The sequence below is a fragment of the Pseudomonas sp. HMSC066A08 genome (assembly GCF_001813025.1).
GTDB lineage: Bacteria > Pseudomonadota > Gammaproteobacteria > Pseudomonadales > Pseudomonadaceae > Pseudomonas > Pseudomonas aeruginosa.
Genome location: NZ_KV811279.1, coordinates 1 through 16,031 on the forward strand (window position 1 = coordinate 1; position 16,031 = coordinate 16,031).

At 59.6% G+C, this 16,031-nt stretch carries 14 protein-coding genes and 2 pseudogenes; 7 read left to right on the plus strand and 9 right to left on the minus strand.

Annotation, left to right across the window (positions count from 1 at the left end; all coding sequences use genetic code 11):
- Positions 1 to 4: 4 nt before the first annotated feature.
- On the minus strand, positions 5 to 700 hold the full coding sequence (locus HMPREF2886_RS05495) for a site-specific integrase (protein WP_168172014.1): 696 nt from the start codon (positions 698 to 700) through the stop codon (positions 5 to 7).
- A gap of 105 nt (positions 701 to 805) precedes the next feature.
- On the opposite strand from HMPREF2886_RS05495, the gene HMPREF2886_RS05500 reads away from it, so the two are divergent.
- Both HMPREF2886_RS05500 and HMPREF2886_RS05505 read left to right on the plus strand, forming a co-directional pair.
- Positions 806 to 1,807: a DNA-binding protein gene (locus tag HMPREF2886_RS05500; protein WP_003111051.1), complete on the plus strand. Its 1,002-nt coding sequence runs from the start codon at positions 806 to 808 to the stop codon at positions 1,805 to 1,807.
- Positions 1,808 to 1,845: 38 nt separating this feature from the next.
- Entirely contained in the window at positions 1,846 to 2,067 is a 222-nt protein-coding gene (locus tag HMPREF2886_RS05505) for a BPSL0761 family protein (RefSeq protein WP_010792965.1), read from the plus strand.
- Between the two features lie 326 nt (positions 2,068 to 2,393).
- Here the strand turns inward: HMPREF2886_RS05505 and HMPREF2886_RS05510 are convergent, their stop codons facing one another.
- Genes HMPREF2886_RS05510 through HMPREF2886_RS05520 form a run of 3 tightly spaced genes read right to left on the minus strand, consistent with a single transcriptional unit; the run spans position 2,394 to position 5,578 of the window.
- Positions 2,394 to 3,371, minus strand: coding sequence for an ExeA family protein (locus HMPREF2886_RS05510; protein WP_023095636.1), 978 nt, complete (start codon positions 3,369 to 3,371; stop codon positions 2,394 to 2,396).
- The gene (locus HMPREF2886_RS05515; RefSeq protein ID WP_196637347.1) at positions 3,361 to 4,998 is read right to left on the minus strand and encodes a DDE-type integrase/transposase/recombinase; all 1,638 of its coding nucleotides are present in this window, start codon (positions 4,996 to 4,998) and stop codon (positions 3,361 to 3,363) included. The genes HMPREF2886_RS05510 and HMPREF2886_RS05515 overlap by 11 nt, the downstream gene beginning before the upstream one ends.
- A gap of 4 nt (positions 4,999 to 5,002) precedes the next feature.
- Positions 5,003 to 5,578 carry a recombinase family protein gene (locus tag HMPREF2886_RS05520; RefSeq protein ID WP_023095638.1) on the minus strand — a complete coding sequence of 192 codons (576 nt, stop codon included), beginning with the start codon at positions 5,576 to 5,578 and terminating at the stop codon, positions 5,003 to 5,005.
- A gap of 362 nt (positions 5,579 to 5,940) precedes the next feature.
- Here HMPREF2886_RS05520 and HMPREF2886_RS34710 point away from each other — a divergent pair, with 362 nt between their 5' ends.
- From HMPREF2886_RS34710 to HMPREF2886_RS05545, 4 genes are all read left to right on the plus strand, one after another.
- Positions 5,941 to 8,259 (plus strand): S-type pyocin domain-containing protein, encoded by a 2,319-nt coding sequence (locus tag HMPREF2886_RS34710; RefSeq protein WP_023095639.1) that lies wholly within the window; start codon positions 5,941 to 5,943, stop codon positions 8,257 to 8,259.
- Between the two features lie 2 nt (positions 8,260 to 8,261).
- Positions 8,262 to 8,519 carry a bacteriocin immunity protein gene (locus HMPREF2886_RS05535; protein WP_023095640.1) on the plus strand — a complete coding sequence of 86 codons (258 nt, stop codon included), beginning with the start codon at positions 8,262 to 8,264 and terminating at the stop codon, positions 8,517 to 8,519.
- 98 nt (positions 8,520 to 8,617) lie between these two features.
- Entirely contained in the window at positions 8,618 to 8,944 is a 327-nt protein-coding gene (locus HMPREF2886_RS05540; RefSeq protein ID WP_023095641.1) for a hypothetical protein, read from the plus strand.
- Positions 8,941 to 9,312 (plus strand): hypothetical protein, encoded by a 372-nt coding sequence (locus HMPREF2886_RS05545; protein WP_023095642.1) that lies wholly within the window; start codon positions 8,941 to 8,943, stop codon positions 9,310 to 9,312. Before HMPREF2886_RS05540 ends, HMPREF2886_RS05545 begins: the two co-directional genes overlap by 4 nt.
- A gap of 304 nt (positions 9,313 to 9,616) precedes the next feature.
- Here HMPREF2886_RS05545 and HMPREF2886_RS34955 read toward each other — a convergent pair.
- Positions 9,617 to 9,811: pseudogene (locus HMPREF2886_RS34955) on the minus strand (hypothetical protein); the annotation flags it as partial.
- 452 nt (positions 9,812 to 10,263) lie between these two features.
- Here HMPREF2886_RS34955 and HMPREF2886_RS05555 point away from each other — a divergent pair.
- The gene (locus HMPREF2886_RS05555) at positions 10,264 to 10,710 is read left to right on the plus strand and encodes a hypothetical protein (RefSeq protein ID WP_023095643.1); all 447 of its coding nucleotides are present in this window, start codon (positions 10,264 to 10,266) and stop codon (positions 10,708 to 10,710) included.
- A gap of 14 nt (positions 10,711 to 10,724) precedes the next feature.
- Here the strand turns inward: HMPREF2886_RS05555 and HMPREF2886_RS05560 are convergent, their stop codons facing one another.
- The 4 genes and pseudogenes from HMPREF2886_RS05560 to HMPREF2886_RS05565 form a co-directional block, all read right to left on the minus strand.
- A complete protein-coding gene (locus HMPREF2886_RS05560) occupies positions 10,725 to 12,590 on the minus strand; it encodes a S9 family peptidase (protein WP_078451883.1) in 1,866 nt (621 codons plus the stop codon).
- A 174-nt stretch (positions 12,591 to 12,764) separates the two neighbouring features.
- Positions 12,765 to 13,128, minus strand: a pseudogene (locus tag HMPREF2886_RS32980) (transposase); the annotation flags it as partial.
- Between the two features lie 64 nt (positions 13,129 to 13,192).
- Entirely contained in the window at positions 13,193 to 13,723 is a 531-nt protein-coding gene (locus HMPREF2886_RS32985; protein ID WP_071536849.1) for a GNAT family N-acetyltransferase, read from the minus strand.
- 409 nt (positions 13,724 to 14,132) lie between these two features.
- Positions 14,133 to 16,031 (minus strand): efflux RND transporter permease subunit (locus tag HMPREF2886_RS05565; RefSeq protein ID WP_168172015.1); only part of this gene is annotated, 1,899 nt, incomplete at its 5' end.

Consider the following 16,031-nt stretch of genomic DNA (forward strand, 5'->3'; position numbering starts at 1 on the left):
TTAACTACCTGTCCACCAGTTCCGGGACAGACCACAGCCGCCTCAGCGCAGGTACGTAGTGAGTGGTGCCAAGGTTGTCCCGGTCACCCTTGCTCCAAGGCAAAAACAGCGTCATGCCAGCACCGGCTTCGGCTTGAATGTGCTCCACCTGCAAGCGGCACAGTTCATCGCTACGAAAGCCTCGCCAGAAGCCGATTAGTAGCAATGCCGTATCCCGCCGACAGCGCAAATATCCCGCCAGGTCTTCGGCTTGAAACAGACACATAGCCTCCTGCTCCAACCACTCAACCGCATGCTCCAGATGCTGTAATTGCAGCGGCGCGGCCTGCTTTGTCTGGCTCGGGTGCAGGGTGCGAATTCCCTTCAGTACCTGGTGTACGGTCGGGGTCTTGGTGGGATCGGGGAAGCCGTGCCTGATATGCCACTGCGCGAGGGCGGCGAGGCGCTGCTTTAGCGTGTTGAGGCTCAGCGTGTCGGCGTAGTCCACCAGGTAACGCACGATGGAGTCACTCGTGGCCGGCAAGAAGCCGCCCCAGGTCACCTCGAAATGTTCGACGGCCGACTGGTAGCTACGCCGGGTGTTTTCCCGCGTGCCGGCTTGCAGGTAGCGCTCGACGTCCTTCATCGCCCGTGCGTGCCCTTTGTGTACTGGGAAACGACCGCGAAGCAGCCGTTTTTGCCAATCATATTGAATAATCATCGGTTATTTTATCTGAAACAAGCCTTCAAATCCTGCTTTACTTCATGACAATTTAGTATGTAAATACATGGTATGTAATCCATTATGAAATCGTAGGAGCAGACCATGGCCCGCGGCGGCATCAACAAGGCGCTGGTTCAGAAAGCCCGCCAGGCCATCCTGGCGCGGGGTGAGAATCCCAGCATCGACGCAATACGGGTCGAGCTGGGCAATACCGGCTCGAAAACCACCATCCATCGCTACCTGAAAGAACTCGAAGACGCCGACCGCGGCCGGAACGCGGCCGCATTGCCGCTCAGCGAGCAGCTGGCCAACCTGGTGGCCCAGTTGGCGGATCAGCTCAAGGAGGAAGCGCAGGCCGACGTGGCCCAGGAGCGCGAGCAACTGGCACGGGAACGACTCGATTACCAGAACCAGATTCGGCAGGCCGAAAGCCGTATCCAGCAGCTGGAAGGTCAGTGCGCTGGGCTCACGGAGCAGTTCCAGGCTGCCCAGCAAGCACTGCTGCAGGAACAACAGCTGCGCCAACAGGCCGAGGTCGAGAATGCCCGCCTGCAGCAAGCCAACCACGACCAGGAAGCGCGCCTGCAAGACCGCGACGGGCAGATTCGCTCGCTGGAGGACAAGCATCAGCATGCCCGTGATGCCCTGGAGCACTATCGCCAGGCCAGCAAGGAGCAGCGTGAGCAAGAGCAGCGCCGGCACGAGTCGCAGGTACAACAACTGCAACTGGAACTGCGACAGCTACAGCAGACCCTGATCGTCAAGCAGGACGAGCTGACCCACCTGAACCGCGACAATGCGCGCCTGCTTGCCGAGGCGCGGCAGCAGCAGAAGGATCAGCATGCGCAGCAGAAGCTACTGACGCAGAAGGCTCAGGCTCTGGAGGTCGCCCAGAACACGCTGACCAGCATTGAACGTACGAATGAAGCCCTGGAGCAGCGCTGCCACGCTCTGCAGGATGAGGTGACCCGGCTTGGTGAAGCCTCCTCGATTCAGGCACAGCAAACCCAGAGCCTGCAGGAGCGTCTGGCTAAAGCCACCGCGCAACTGAAATTGCTCGGGCAGGCACCGCCCACGAGCAGCGGTGGCGCAAGTAGCTCATGATCCGGCACACTGAGGTCAGAAGCGGAGTGGAGGTTCAGATGACGCTACCCTACGAACGTACCCGCTCGGTGGTGCAGGCCCAGGAGTTTCTCGTCGAGCTCTCTCGTGACACCACCTTGTCGGAGTCCATCCGCAATGAGGCTCGGCGGCTGCTGTGTCACTACCCGAGCAAGGGCGACATGCTGCAGGCCGGCCGGAATGAGGAGCAAGCGGCGGGTTCGATTTTCGAGCCTGTCTTCAGCTCTTCGATTGAAGACTGAACGGCTACCACTCCTGATATCTGCGCTCAGGCTCAGCCATCGCCCCAGAATTCGTCACGCCGCACCAAGCCGAACTCATCCTTCGTGGAATCAGGCTCCTCGTCGAACATGGCGTTGACCATGCGCTCGCGACGTAGGCCGCTTAGTTGTAGCGACCTGCAATTGAACAGGTCCCGACCTGCAATCAGTGCCGTTTCCGACCGAGATTATTTGCGACTATCCCGCCCCGCAAACCAGGATTAAGTGCGAATGAGCCTGCAATGATCTGCGCCAACCTGCAAACCATCGCGGCCAACCAGGATTATCTGCGACTGAAACGGGACGGGTCACACGGGAAGCCCGGCCGATTGCATCTTCTCCCGAAGCTCAGCCGCTCGTGCCGGATCTAACGTATTGCTGAACAACGCACGAACCTCGGCAGGTTTGGCATCGAACTGCTCTGCCAGGCTTTTCGCGTTGTAGCCGTGGCGTGTGAGCGTGGGTTCCAAGTCATCCAGTTGCCGAGAGAGTACGGACTGGACGAGCTCTGCCGAAATAGGCTTTTCGCCGGTCTGGTAACCGGCCTCCAGAGCCAGTCCAAGATGTAACTGGATCTGCAGGGGCGTGCGCAACCGGCTGGCCAGTAGGTCGAGGGCTTCTTCGGTTACGATTTCTTCAGCCCTGGCACGTCCTTCTGTGCAGGTGTCCAACAACCAATGAAGATACTCACGCTGACTCCCGGCAATGCCGTCGAGCGAGAAAATGTCGGTGCGGTAGCCAATCTCTTCCATCGTGGGACGACGTAGATCGTTACGCAGCTTGGGATGGCCGGCCAGAACAATGGACAAACGTCGCCGGCCACTGTCGTCTTCGACCAGTTCGAGCAGTCGCTTCAGACCGGTCAGGGTATGGCCATTGAGGTCATGGGCTTCATCAACGAACAGGGCCACGGGGCGCTTGCTCTTCTTCACCAGCTCGTACAGTTCGCGATCCCGTTTTTCGATCTGGGTGGGAATGCGTACCTGTTTCTGGGTGGAAAGGTCATAGAAGAGCGCGGCGATGAAGGTGGCCAGCTTGATGTTGTGCTTCTCGATGGCCATCGATCTGGACACCGTGACTTTCTTTTCCTCCTCCAGCAGTTGCTGCAAGCGGCGCAGCATCACCGTCTTGCCGCTGCCGATTACGCCACACAGGGCGATCAGGCGGCCTTCGAAGATGGCGCCGCGGATGTCCCTCATCAACTGCTGATGATGGGCGGTTTCGAAATAGCCCGCCTGATTCAAGGGGGTGCTCAGCCCGTAGTGCTGCATCACTTCAGCTCGCATGCTCTTCTCCTGGTTTCCGGTGACGGAAATAGTCCCGTACGCGCTCCAGTACCACCCGCCGCGCCAGGGTCTCGCTCAGCACCTGGTCGATGTAGGCGCGGTCATCCATTGAAAGCTTGGCCAGCGGCATTGCCAGTTCCTCGGCGATAGCCAGCTTGGCCGCAATGCTGCTGGGGAATCGGGATTCCTGGGGCTCGAAATCGAAGGGCCGGATGGGGAGCGTCGAGGTGGCAGAACTGGGCTCTAGTCGTACATCCTCCCCGGAAAGCGCCGCGATCGGCAGCCCCAACTGGTCCGCGAGGGTACGGATACGAGCTGAACGCTCGTCTGCCTTGCTGCGCTTGAAAGCCCGGTAGCGGTGCAATGGAATGGGTCCGGACACCGGGTAGTAAGGACCGAACCGCTCGCCATCGAACTCGGCATGAAGCTCATCGTCGAACAGCCCCCAGAGCAGCACGACGTAGTCGCCGGCCATCTCGGGCTCCAGCTCGTACGCGGTACCGTCGATGGTGATCCGAGCATCAGGCCCGACCTTGCGCCGCTCGGGCTCCCGAGCAAAGCGGCAGAACTGGTCCCATGAGCACATTTCACGGATTCCCTCTGTTGGCACATGGGCGATCCAGTCCTCGATCCGTGAATGGGGCTCGGCACGATGCGCCTGCTGGTTGTAGGTGCGCACCAGGTAGCGCAACAGCCACTCGTTGGCTTGGGCTTCGGTTTCCGGCTTGTGGAAGTGGTACAGGGTCTCGTGGGCTTCCTTCACGGTGCGAAAGGGCCGCTCGACCTTGCCTTTCGAGCGGGCCGTGGTGCGCGTTCCATCCTTGCCGGCAGGGATGTGTGTCTGCCACTCGATGCCCAGCGCCCGCATGACGTTCTGGAAAACGCGGCGCTTGGCCACCGGACCATTGTCCAGATAGATCAGCTTGGGCCGGCCCTGAAAGGGAAAGCTCGGGTCCGCTTTCGGCGCCATCGCATTGAACAGAAAACGAAGCGCCGTCTCCGCATCCTCACCATAGACGCAGTGGTATTCCTGGTAGGCCACGCCACTGCGGTCATCCACCACGCTGAACAGCATCAGGGTGGGTTCGCCCTTGGCGGGATCGATCCAGCGCGGCTGCTCGATATGCTTGAGGTCGGAGGGCGACATGTCGAACTGCCAACAATCGTTGCTGTGATCGGCCTGGAACCGTACTGCTACAGGCTGTCTCAGTAGTTGGGATTGGCCAATCCTCCAACGATTGAGGTACTCATTGACGGTACTTCGGGTCAATACTCCGCAGGGGACTTTTACGAGCCCTTGCCCGGTCTCTACACCGTACTCTTCCAGCAGTTCAATGGCGCGGCGTGTAGATAGATGCCGCCCCTGCTTGTTGGTGGTGCGCAGCTTCAACGCCGCAATCAGTTCGCAGTAGCGCTCCAGTTCCGCCTGGGGCAGGACGCGAGGCTTGCCCTGGTCGGAGCGGTGGGCTGCCCGAGGTCTGTGCAGGAGAGCCAGGGCACGATAGACCGTACTGGAGGAAACGCCGTACAGTTCAGCTACAAGGGCCACCTGACGGGCCCGCTCCGGGCTCTTCTTCGGCAAGTGATCCAGGCGCTGCCGCAGTTGCAGCAGCGAATCGATCGGAATGGCCTTACGCCTGCTGGCGGGCATTCCGTTCCGCCTCGGTGATGTAGTTGTAGAGCGTCGAGCGGCCGATTCCCATCATCCGGCAGATCTCCACCACGGTGTATTGGCGCTCGTGATAGAGCTTCAGGGCGACTTTGCGTTTGGCGGGATCCAGGCGCTTTTTGCGGCCGCCCAGCCGACCGCGAGCACGTGCTGCAGATAGTCCCGCATGGGTGCGTTCACGGATCAGGTTGCGCTCGAACTCGGCCAGCGCGGCAAAGAGGTGGAAAACCAAACGCCCTCCGGTGGATGTGGTGTCGATGTTCTCCTGCAGGCTCTTCAGACCCACGCCGGCATCCTCCAATTGCTCGACCAGGTAGATCAGGTCCTTGATCGAGCGGCCAAGCCGGTCCAGCCGCCAGACCACCACCGTGTCGCCCCGCCGTAGATTGGCGAGAAGCGCGGCCAGGCCGACCCGATCGGCCTTGGCGCCGCTGGCAGTGTCTTCGAACACTCGCTCGCACCCCGCCTTGGCCATCGCATCGCGTTGCAGGTCCAGCAGTTGATCGTCGGTGGAGATGCGTACGTACCCAATCAGCATGATTTCGTCCAGAAACTCGCGAAAGGGTCAGCGTAGGTGAATTTTGAAAGTGGGAGCTCGTTATTGGACCAAAGGTATGCGGTTTCCGGGGCCGACCGAGGTGAAATGAGGTCGGCGTCCAGAAAACGGTCGTTTGATGGACGCCTCCACGAGCGGAGCGACACCGCAAAGGAAGGACTGGAGCGCAACCTCCAGTAACCCAAAACCGAGATATTGCAGTTGATTACCGTGTATTGCCTGTACATCATAGTTTATTGAAGGGCACTATCTTTAATGCTCTACAACAAACCTTAAGAATCCCGCTTGCCTGCCAGGCAGGCAGTGAAACAGATTTTCTTTTACGGATTCTTAAGGGAAATATCATGAGTGATGTCTTTGACCTTGGAAGTATGACCACGGTAGCAACCGATACGGGTCAGTATTCTTTCTACACACCTCCGCCACCCACCCCTATCCCATACCTGACTTATATCGCTCGACCAGGTATCACCAAGTTCGACCTTCCTGAGGGCGCGAAAATCAAGGATCTGATCAAGCGATACCAATATGAAAGGTCTCAAGTTCCCGCCGCGATCATGATTCGTGGCGTGCAGGAAGAGATCAAAAAATCCACGAACACTGCATTGGCCAATGTGGGGTCGATTGTCGATGGCGAACTGGCGTATCTCGCAAGCCAGAAAAAGGAAAAATTAAATCCTGCCGAGGCGACACCCTTGCAGATGGCCTCTGCTGAAAAAGCCGCGGCGGTGGAACTGCTGGCGTCCAAACAAAAGGAACTGGCTGACGCACGCACCATTGCAAATGCATTCTTTGGCTATGACCCTCTCATGGTCAATTATGTCAATGTAATGAACGAAATCTATGGCCGCCGCGAAGATAAAGATTTCAGTTTCGACAACTGGTCGAAGTCTTATTCCGCCGCACAAAAGATCCGCTTGATCGAAGCGGAAATCAGCGTCCTCAATAGCCGCTCCTCCGCCCTGGATAGCAAGGTCGCCGAACTGACCCGGCTTCAGCGGCTGGAGGACGCACAGCGCGCCGCAGAGGCAGCCCGGCAGACTGAAGCGGAACGCTTAGCGCAAGAGCAACGTCAAGCTGAAGCCCGACGGCAGGTCGAAGAGGCTCGTCGCCAGGCCGAGGCTCAGCGAAAAGCCGAACTGCAACGCCTGGCCGAAGCAGAGGCCAAGCGAGTCGCCGAGGCGGAGAAAAAGCGTCAAGACGAAATCAATGCGCGGTTTCAGGCCATTGCCGTATCGGAAAGTGAGGCCAAGCGTATCGAGGAGATCTACAAGCGCCTGGAAGAGCAGGACAAAATCAGCACTCCCACCATCACGACACCTTCCGCAGTCAATACCGACTCTCGCGTCGAAGACGCACTCGGCCATACTGGAACCAACGTGACTCCTGGAGGAGAAACTGGAGCAACGGGCGGCACCGGCCGGGATGTCGATACTGGTACTGGACAAGGAGGCATCACAGCGCGCCCGGTCGATGTTGGCAGTGTTTCAATCCCTGACCGGCGTGACCCGACAATCCCCGACCAACCAGGGAGGGATCTTGGCTCGCTGGTTCCTACTTTTCCCGATTTCCCCACCTTCCCTAGTTTTCCAGGCGTCGGCGTACCGGTAGCGCCCAAACCGCTGGCCCCGGCAGGGGGTGGTGCCGCCAGCGTTTCCAGGACTCTCAAGACCGCAGTGGATTTGCTTTCGGTGGCCCGCAAGACCCCTGGTGCAATGTTGGGGCAGGTAGCCGCTGTCGTCGCCACCATGGCCGTCAGTTCCTTCTGGCCGAAGCTGAACAACGGTGAACGGCAAGCATCCTTCGCCATTCCGGTCTCGGAACTCGCACCGCCCCTGGCGGTTGACTGGCAAGCCATTGCCGCCGCCAAAGGAACGGTGGACCTGCCTTACCGGCTGAAAACCCTCAATGTCGATGGGTCGATTCAAATCATCGCCGTACCGACCGAGCCGGGTAGTGCGGCCGTCCCCGTCAGGGCACTGACCCTGGACTCCGCCTCGGGGACTTACAAATACACGGCTACCGGCCCTGGCGGCGGTACCATCCTGGTTACCCCGGATACTCCACCTGGCCAGATCGATCCGTCGTCTTCGACGCCGGCAGTGCCCCGTGGTCCGCTGATCATGTCCGGTACCCTGCTGATTCCCAAGGAACCGCAGATCGAGTCCTATCCAGAACTTGACCAACGCGAGTTCAACGACGGTATCTACGTCTACCCGGAAGACACCGGTATTCCACCACTCTATATTGTTTATCGAGATCCGCGCGACGAACCGGGTGTTGCTACCGGTAATGGCCAGCCGGTCACTGGGAACTGGCTGGCCGGTGCCTCGCAAGGTGACGGAGTGCCGATTCCGAGCCAAATCGCCGATCAGTTGCGCGGCAAGGAATTCAAGAGTTGGCGGGATTTTCGGGAGCAGTTTTGGGTGGCTGTGGCTAATGATCCTGAGCTTGTTAAATACTTCAGAAAAACCAATGCAAAGGGTATGCGTGATGGGCTTTCTCCATTTACCCCTAAAGCTGAGCAAGCGGGAGGCCGGGATAAATATGAAATACACCATGTCGTCCAAATAAGTCAGGGTGGAGCTGTTTATGATATTGACAATCTCCGCGTAATGACTCCAAAGATGCATATTCAAGTTCATTCGAACAAAGGAAAATAGATATGGAAAGCAAAAAAATATCAGATTATACAGAGGCTGAGTTTTTTTCACTAATCAGCGAGCTATTCAATAGGAGTTTCAGCAGTGAAAAGGAGCGTGATGTGGTGGTTTACGCTATCGTTAATGCGGCGCAACACCCCGATGGGACAGATATTATCTTTTACCCAAAAGAAGATGAAGAAGATAGCCCTGAAGGCGTATTAAAAAGAATCAAGGAGTGGCGTGCCGCTAACGGCCTTCCTGGCTTCAAGGCTGGCTAACTAGCCATCAACAAGCCCCGTTCCGACGGGGCTTGTTCCATGTTGACAGTGCTCTACCCTGACAGTCTGCCCTGAATACTCTTGGAGACAATCACATTATGAGTCGCAGCCGCCGCAAAACGCCCATCGTCGGGCACACGACCTGCCGTAGCGAGCGCGAGGACAAGAAGCTCTGGCATCAGCGCTGGCGAACCGGCGAGCGCACCGCGCTGGCCAGCTCGTCGCCGGACGCACTGAGCGCTCATCTGCCGCTGCTGGAGAATCAGGTCAGCAACGTTGGATCAATGGGCAAGGATGGTCGCTCCTACTGGCCCATCAAACGCCAGGACGCTACGGCGGATCGCATCGCCAACTTCAAGGGACGGAGCCCGCAAGAGCGGGCCGCCCTGAAAAAGCGACTGCTGCGCAAGTGGATGAGCAAATGAGTACATCTAGCATCCAGGCACTGGCCAGCACCTGGGCACAACTCGCCAAAGATGTGGGATTCCCAGCCAACTACGACGGCACGTCAACGCCAGAAACACATCGGGCCTGCAGAGTAATCCAAGAGTGGATTCGAGAACACATCGTCGCCACCAACGACATGCGTCTGTTCGGCCTGCTGCACCTACTGGAGCAGGCGTCTCTGCGCATGGAGCAAGTGCTGTGGCCGGAAGACTATGAGCGAATGACCCGCGAGGTCGAGGAAGCTCTCCGTGAGGCCCACGCCCCCAACCCCAAGTCCTACACCCACGAAGAAGTTATGCAGGCGATGCAGGAACGCATCGACCAGACACGAGACAAACCATGTTGATCGGCTGACGGAAATTTCGGCGGGTCTAGCTTTGCCCCTCCGAGATGGTGGCTAGTAGCACGGCTGTATGGCCTCCCGCAATACGCTGGATCCGGCACGAGCGGCTGAACTTCGGGAGAAGATGCAATCGGCCGGGCTTCCCGTGTGACCCGTCCCGTTTCAGTCGCAGATAATCCTGGTTGGCCGCGATGGTTTGCAGGTTGGCGCAGATCATTGCAGGCTCATTCGCACTTAATCCTGGTTTGCGGGGCGGGATAGTCGCAAATAATCTCGGTCGGAAACGGCACTGATTGCAGGTCGCTACACTTAGTGTGCGGAAAAACCAAAGCTCGCAAAGATGAACCTTGTAGCGCTCGCCATCATGCTTGGAGCCATACCCCCAGTGTGCCTGAAGGGTTCCAAACTGTTGACCATAACCTTCAACGCTAGTGCTCTGGCGGCAAACATCACAGGTAATGTCTACGACCGTTTCAACCGGTTGAGCGGCAGTGTGCTCCATGATCAGTACCTCCTGCGACGGTTGAGGAAAGGGCCATCCAAAAGCCTCAAAGTCGTTTCATTGCTACAGATTTCCTTAACCTGACCAAGAAAATCTTAACTTTTGATGGTTTTGCTGATTTTTTCTTCACTCATGAGCAGCTGCACAGCCACCGCAGTACAACAGAACATTTAAACGGAGACAGAGGCCACTCAGTTTTCAGCATGTAAATCATAAGTTTCGGCTTGAAGAGCCTCAACACCCCCATGCCCAAGGGCGCCTGGTGCCTCGCTGGCCGAGCGCGAGCAGATCCACGAACACAGTCCACCAGGCTATGTAGCTCCGGCACGGGGCCACGTCCTTGTGATGAGCAAAAGGCAGGGATGACTTATAGGCTCTGCACAATGATTCCACTGTGCAATTACTGGGTTAATATACAGCTCTGCGCATGACTGACCCACCAGGAGGACTTGATGACCCCTTCGAATGGCATTGTGGAGATTAGAACGCTCGCCGAGTTGTTGTCCCTTTACGAGATCGCCTCGGACAGCACCCTGACGAAGGATCAGTACCGAAACCCGCTGCGGCCCTACCGGCTGATTCAGCCAGAGGCCAGCTGTCAGTACCAGAAGAACGGGAAGCGCTGTTCTCAAATGCATCAGCACGGCTTCGTCGTTGAGCGGCACGACGATTCGAAGGTGCTGATAGGGAATTGCTGCGCCCTGAACCACCTGGGCCTAGATGACGAGCAGGTCAGAGGGGAACTCAAGAACCCATTCTCGGACGGCAGACCAAGCGATGCGAACGGGCAGCCAGGCAAGTCGGGCTTTGTGTCGATTACGTCCGCCACCTGGTGCAGCCACCGTAAACCTGATCCGATCTGGCGTAGCAGGAACCAGATTACAGAGATCAGCCTGTAGAGACAGCTGACTTATTAATCTTTCAAATACAGTAAGTTACAGAACGAATGTCCTAATTTTTGCCTTATCTCGGCATACCCCCCTGCACAGACGGCTCGGCCAGTGCCCACGGCAGCGACGATCCCCAGGCGCGCAGCTCGGCGAGGGTCTCCAGCACGCCGTCGTACAGCGCGCGAGCGTCGCCGGGCGCGGCGCAGCGGATCGACAGCCGGTCGCTTTCCAGCCGTTCCGGCAGCGGCTTCATCCCAGCGCCTCGGGGCGTTGCCAGGCTTGGCCATGGACGTGTTCGGCGAGGAAGGCGAACACCGTCTGGTACCAGACCTTGGCGTTCTGCGGGCGAGAATCCAGTGGTTCTCGCCGGGGTAATAGAGGAATTTGTGCGGCATGCGGCCCTGCTCGTCGGCGAATTGCTCGGCGAGCTGCGCCCACAGGCTCAGGGCCTCGCCAATTGGCACGGGGTAATCCTTGTCGCCGTGGATGATCAGCATGGGCGTGCGGATATCCCGCACGAAGCGGTGCGGCGAATGGTGCTGCAGCATCTGCGCGCCGATTTCCTGCCGCCAGTAGTGGTAGGCGTCGGTGGTCGGACCGAACTGGCTCAGGGTCCAGAGGCTGGCATGGCTGACGATGGCCCGGAAGCGGTCGGTGTGCCCGGCGATCCAGTTGGCCATGTAGCCGCCGAACGAGCCGCCCATGGCAGCGCTGCGCTGGCCGTCGATGTCGTCGCGGGCCTGCGCGGCGTCGCTGATCGCCAGCAGGTCCTGATAGGGCGCGTCGCCCCAGGCGCCCCAGCCGCGCTGGATGAAGCCGCGGCCATAGCCGGTGGATAGCGCCGGGTCCGGCATCAGCACGGCATACCCGCGGGCGACCGCCAGCCAGGGATTCCAACGCCAGGACCAGCCGTTCCAGGAGCCGAGCGGGCCGCCGTGCACCCATAGCAGCAGCGCGGCCGGCGCGGCGGCCGAGGCGCCGGCAGGCAGCGCCAGCCAGGCACGCACGCGCGCGCCGTCGGCGCCCGTGGCGTCCACTTCGGTCAGGCGCCCGGGCAGGGCCGGCTGCTGGCACGGCCCGCGCAGCGAAACCAGTGTGGCAACCTCGGCGTCCAGGTCGAGGCGCACCGGCAGCGGCGGGCTGTCGATGGCATGGCGCAGGGCATACAGGTGGCGGCCGCAGGGGCTGACGCAAAGGTCGGCGTAGGCCGCGTCGTCCAGCGTCAGCCGCGTCACGCTGCGGCGGGCGGGATCGATGGCGAACACCGGCGCGCGGCCCTGATGATCGGCGCTGGCGTACAGATGCTGGCCATCGGGGCTCCAAGCGAGGGATGCGGGACAACCGTCCCAATCCGGAGCAATACAGCGGGGTTCGCTTCCGTCCAGCGGTACGCTGAGCAATTGCCAGCGCGGCGCCTCGCTCGGCGTACCCTCGCTCTCCGCCACGACCGCCAGAGCCGCGCCCTGCGGGTCCAGACAAAAGAGTGGGTAGTGCCATCCGGGCAGGTCGAGCAGCATCCGGCGCGCGCCGCTCAGGGTATCGATGACCACCAGCTGGCTTTGCTGATTGCCACCGGCCCTGGCGGACAGCCAGTCGCTCACCAGCAGGCGGCCGTCAGCGCTCAATTCGAAGCGGGCGTTGCGCAGCGCCTCGCCGGCGTCGTCGGTCAGCCCGTGGAGTTCGAGCCGGGCCGGCGGCGTGCCGGCGCCGTCGCTGTCGACGATCGGCTCGGCCCGGTACAGGCGCGGCTGTTCCGGGCCCAAGTCGGTGTCCCAGAAGCGCACCGGGTAACGCTCGTGGAGGATGGCGTCGACCTTGCCGTCCTTGCGCAACGCGCGCAGGCGTTTTTCGTCCTCAGGGTCCTTCGCCGACGGCAGCGCCTCCGCCATCAGCACCAGGGTGCCGCTCTGGCGCGCGACGCGCAGGCCGAACAACCCGCCCTGGCGGCGCAACCATTGCTGCGCCTCGCCGCCGGCGGCCGGCAGGTGCCAGAGCGCGGAGTCGGCGTCATCCTCCTTGCCTTCCAGCGGCGCTCGCGAGGAACTGAACAGCAAGTCGCCATTGGCCAGAATCCCAGGCCCCAACTCTAGCTTCTGTAGCGGGTGACGGAAGTTGAAGATGGTGGTTTCGTCGGGAATGCGCTCCAGGCTCAAGCCGGCAAACTGGCGCAGGATGGTGGTCTCGTACAGCGCCTCCTTTATCGCCGGATCGCTGTAGCCGAACCAGTTCTGCGTCAGATGAGCCCGCAGCGTCACCATCAATGAGGATGTTGGACGTCCGGTCTTCACCCTTCGGATAGTGTGGCACGATCAGGGCAACCAAGCCCTTCCACGGCGCCACCTGATCCGCCTCGATCAGGAATAACTCCTTGCGGCTCCGCTTGCGCTTGCCGGAATACTCTGCGTCGGCAAAGGTTATCTGTTTCATCGGGATACTCGGCGGGTGGTTCAAATATTTTACCGAAAATCAGAAAGCCTTTTTCATAGTTCCCTTAATTTAAGAGAAGGCTGTAAAGACTGGCGTCATAATATTCCCCCATAAAAAAAACTTTGTCCTTTTGAATGGCCTCAATCTTAAAACCATTCTTCTCATAAAGCGATATAGCTATTTTGTTCTCTGTGTTAACCAATATCTCCACTCTGTGCACTGTTTTTGAATTACGCAGGTAGTTAATTCCATATTCCAATAAGGTTTTACCCAAGCCTTTGTTGCGATCGTTATAAGCAATTGATAGTCCTAATGAAGCTATATGAGAGTACGCGTGTCTAGTCGAGCCGTTTATATCAAGCCTACCAACAATTCTTTCTCCATCGACAAGTAGGAGAAGAGCGTCCGATTTGCTATTGCTGGTTCTTTTTATATTTTGACTTATAAGTGAAATATCCCCGAGGAGTTCATTTTCTAAGAGAGGGATGTTTGGGTTTTTCTCGGCGGCCAAATTAAGCATGTAGTTTTGCAGAGATTTTGCGTCACCTTCTTGGGCCTTCCTGACTATTAAACGTTCGTTTAAAGGAATGGACATATTCTATCCTGCTTGACAATTTATATTTCGATGGTTTGAATGCGCTGCCATGAATGTGTACTGGATGGGTGTGAAACGTCTCCAGGTTTAGATTTTTCCTCTTGTAGGGACTGATAAAAGCTACTTTTTAACTTTTCGGGGAGTAGTGGGACAATAACGTCCTCAACGAATGGCGAAAGTGAACAACAAATGGGGTCTCTTTCCCAGATTTTTCCAGCATATGAGAGGCTATTTGCTCGGCAGCCGCCGTGGAATAAAAGCCCATACCTACAATCGTTGCAAGGTAAGTCAGATATGGATTTTCCTAGGAAATCTATAAAATCTTTACTTTCGGAATAAATTTGGGAAAAGCTATCTTCAGTGGTTATTTGTCCAATGCTAGTATTTCTAAGGGATGGACAAAACCGTTTCATGGGTCGCGGGCCTCGGCGATGGAAGGACCGGCGCTGGTTTCGCCGCGCAGACGCATCACCAGCAGGTACAGCAGCGGCACGAAGAACAGCGTCAGCAGGGTGGCCGAGAGCATCCCGCCGAACACGCTGGTGCCGATGGCGCGCTGGCTGGCCGAGCCGGGGCCGCTGGCGAGCATCAGCGGCAGCACGCCGAACATGAAGGCCAGGGAAGTCATGACGATGGGCCGCAGGCGCATGCGCGCGGCGTCGAGGATCGCCTGGCGCACGGCGACGCCCTGCTGGTGCAGGGTCCTGGCCACCTCGATGATGAGGATCGCGTTCTTCGCCGAGAGGCCCATGATGGTAATCAGGCCGACCTTGAAATAGAGGTCGTCGGGCAGGCCGCGCAGGCTGGTGGCGAGCAGTGCGCCGATCACCCCCAGTGGGATCGCCAGGATCACCGCGAAGGGCACCGACCAGCTTTCGTAGAGCGCCGCCAGGCAGAGGAAGATCACCAGGATCGAAAGGCCGAACAGCAACGGCATCTGGTTGCCGGAAATGCGTTCCTGGTAGGACTGCCCGGCCCATTCATAGCCGATGCCGTCGGGCAGCTGCGCCACCAGGCCGGCCAGCGCCTCCATCGCCTGGGTGGTGCTGTAGCCGGGCGCCGGCGCGCCGCTGATGGGCAGCGCGGGAAAGCCGTTGAAGTGTTGGATCTCCAGAGCGCCGAGGGTCCAGCGCATCTGCACGAAGGCGCTCAGCGGCACCATGTCGCCTTCGCCATTGCGCACCCGTGCCTGCAGCAGCCCGTCCGGGCTCTGCCGGTACTTGCCGTCGGCCTGCACGAGGATGCGCCGCACCTGGTTCTGGTGGATGAAGTCGCCCAGGTACTCCGAGCCATAGAGCGTCGCCAGGGTGTCATTGATCTGCTGCACCGGGACGCCCATGCTCTGCGCCTTGAGTCGGTCGATGGAGACCCGCAGTTGCGGCGCGTCGTCCTGCCCGGAGAAGCTCACGTCGGCCAGTGCCGGGGTCTGGGCGGCCAACGCCAGCAAACGGTTCTTCGCCGCCACCAGGGCCTCGTGGCCAAGGCCGGCGCGATCCTGCAGGCGCATGTCGATGCCGGCGCTGCGCCCCATCGAGGGCAACGGCGGGGTGTTGAGGCCCTTCACCAGCGCCTGCGGATGGTCGCGGGTGCCGCTGGCGAAATGCGCGTTGAGGCGCGCGAGTATGGCCTCTATCTGCTGTTCGCTGGCCTTTCGCTGCGACCAGTCGATCAGCGTCGGCCAGATCATCCCGGCGTTCTGCCCGCCGCCGAAATAGCTGAACCCCTGCATCGCGAACAGCTGGTCGACGACCGGGTCCTGGCGCAGCCAGGCCTGCACCTCGTCGATCACCTCGCGCGTGTCTGCCTGGGTCGAGCCGGTGGGCAGCAGCACCACGACGGCGAAGTTGCCGCTGTCCTCGGTGGGCAGGAACCCCCCCGGCAGACGCATGAACAGCAGCCCGACGGCGCCCAGCAGCGCCGCGTACAGCAGCAGCCAGCGCAGCGGCCGGCGCAGCAGCGCGTCGAGCCGGCGCAGGTAGCCACGGGCCAGCCGTGTCGGCGCCGGGCGCTTTCCGTCCGCCTGTCGCGGCGGCGGTTTGAGCAGGGTGGCGCACAACGCCGGGGTAAGGGTAAGGGCGAGGAACGCGGAAAGCGCCATGGGGACCGCCAGCGCCACCGAGAACTGCCGGTAGATCTCCCCCACCGCGCCCTGGAACAGCGCCATCGGGAAGAACACCGCGGTCAGCACCAGGGTGATGGCGACGATTGCGCCGCTGATCTGGCGCATCGCCTTGAGCGTCGCCTCGCGCGGCGCCAGGCCTTCCTCGGCCATGATGCGCTCGACGTTCTCCACCACCACGATGGCGTC

Bases quoted from the DNA above. Each gene is read 5' to 3' on its own strand.
- HMPREF2886_RS05495 (WP_168172014.1), bottom strand. From the start codon at position 700: ATGATTATTCAATATGATTGGCAAAAACGGCTGCTTCGCGGTCGTTTC.
- HMPREF2886_RS05500 (WP_003111051.1), top strand. From the start codon at position 806: ATGGCCCGCGGCGGCATCAACAAGGCGCTGGTTCAGAAAGCCCGCCAG.
- HMPREF2886_RS05505 (WP_010792965.1), top strand. From the start codon at position 1,846: ATGACGCTACCCTACGAACGTACCCGCTCGGTGGTGCAGGCCCAGGAG.
- HMPREF2886_RS05510 (WP_023095636.1), bottom strand. From the start codon at position 3,371: ATGCGAGCTGAAGTGATGCAGCACTACGGGCTGAGCACCCCCTTGAAT.
- HMPREF2886_RS05520 (WP_023095638.1), bottom strand. From the start codon at position 5,578: ATGCTGATTGGGTACGTACGCATCTCCACCGACGATCAACTGCTGGAC.
- HMPREF2886_RS34710 (WP_023095639.1), top strand. From the start codon at position 5,941: ATGAGTGATGTCTTTGACCTTGGAAGTATGACCACGGTAGCAACCGAT.
- HMPREF2886_RS05535 (WP_023095640.1), top strand. From the start codon at position 8,262: ATGGAAAGCAAAAAAATATCAGATTATACAGAGGCTGAGTTTTTTTCA.
- HMPREF2886_RS05540 (WP_023095641.1), top strand. From the start codon at position 8,618: ATGAGTCGCAGCCGCCGCAAAACGCCCATCGTCGGGCACACGACCTGC.
- HMPREF2886_RS05545 (WP_023095642.1), top strand. From the start codon at position 8,941: ATGAGTACATCTAGCATCCAGGCACTGGCCAGCACCTGGGCACAACTC.
- HMPREF2886_RS05555 (WP_023095643.1), top strand. From the start codon at position 10,264: ATGACCCCTTCGAATGGCATTGTGGAGATTAGAACGCTCGCCGAGTTG.
- HMPREF2886_RS05560 (WP_078451883.1), bottom strand. From the start codon at position 12,590: ATGGCGGAGGCGCTGCCGTCGGCGAAGGACCCTGAGGACGAAAAACGC.
- HMPREF2886_RS32985 (WP_071536849.1), bottom strand. From the start codon at position 13,723: ATGTCCATTCCTTTAAACGAACGTTTAATAGTCAGGAAGGCCCAAGAA.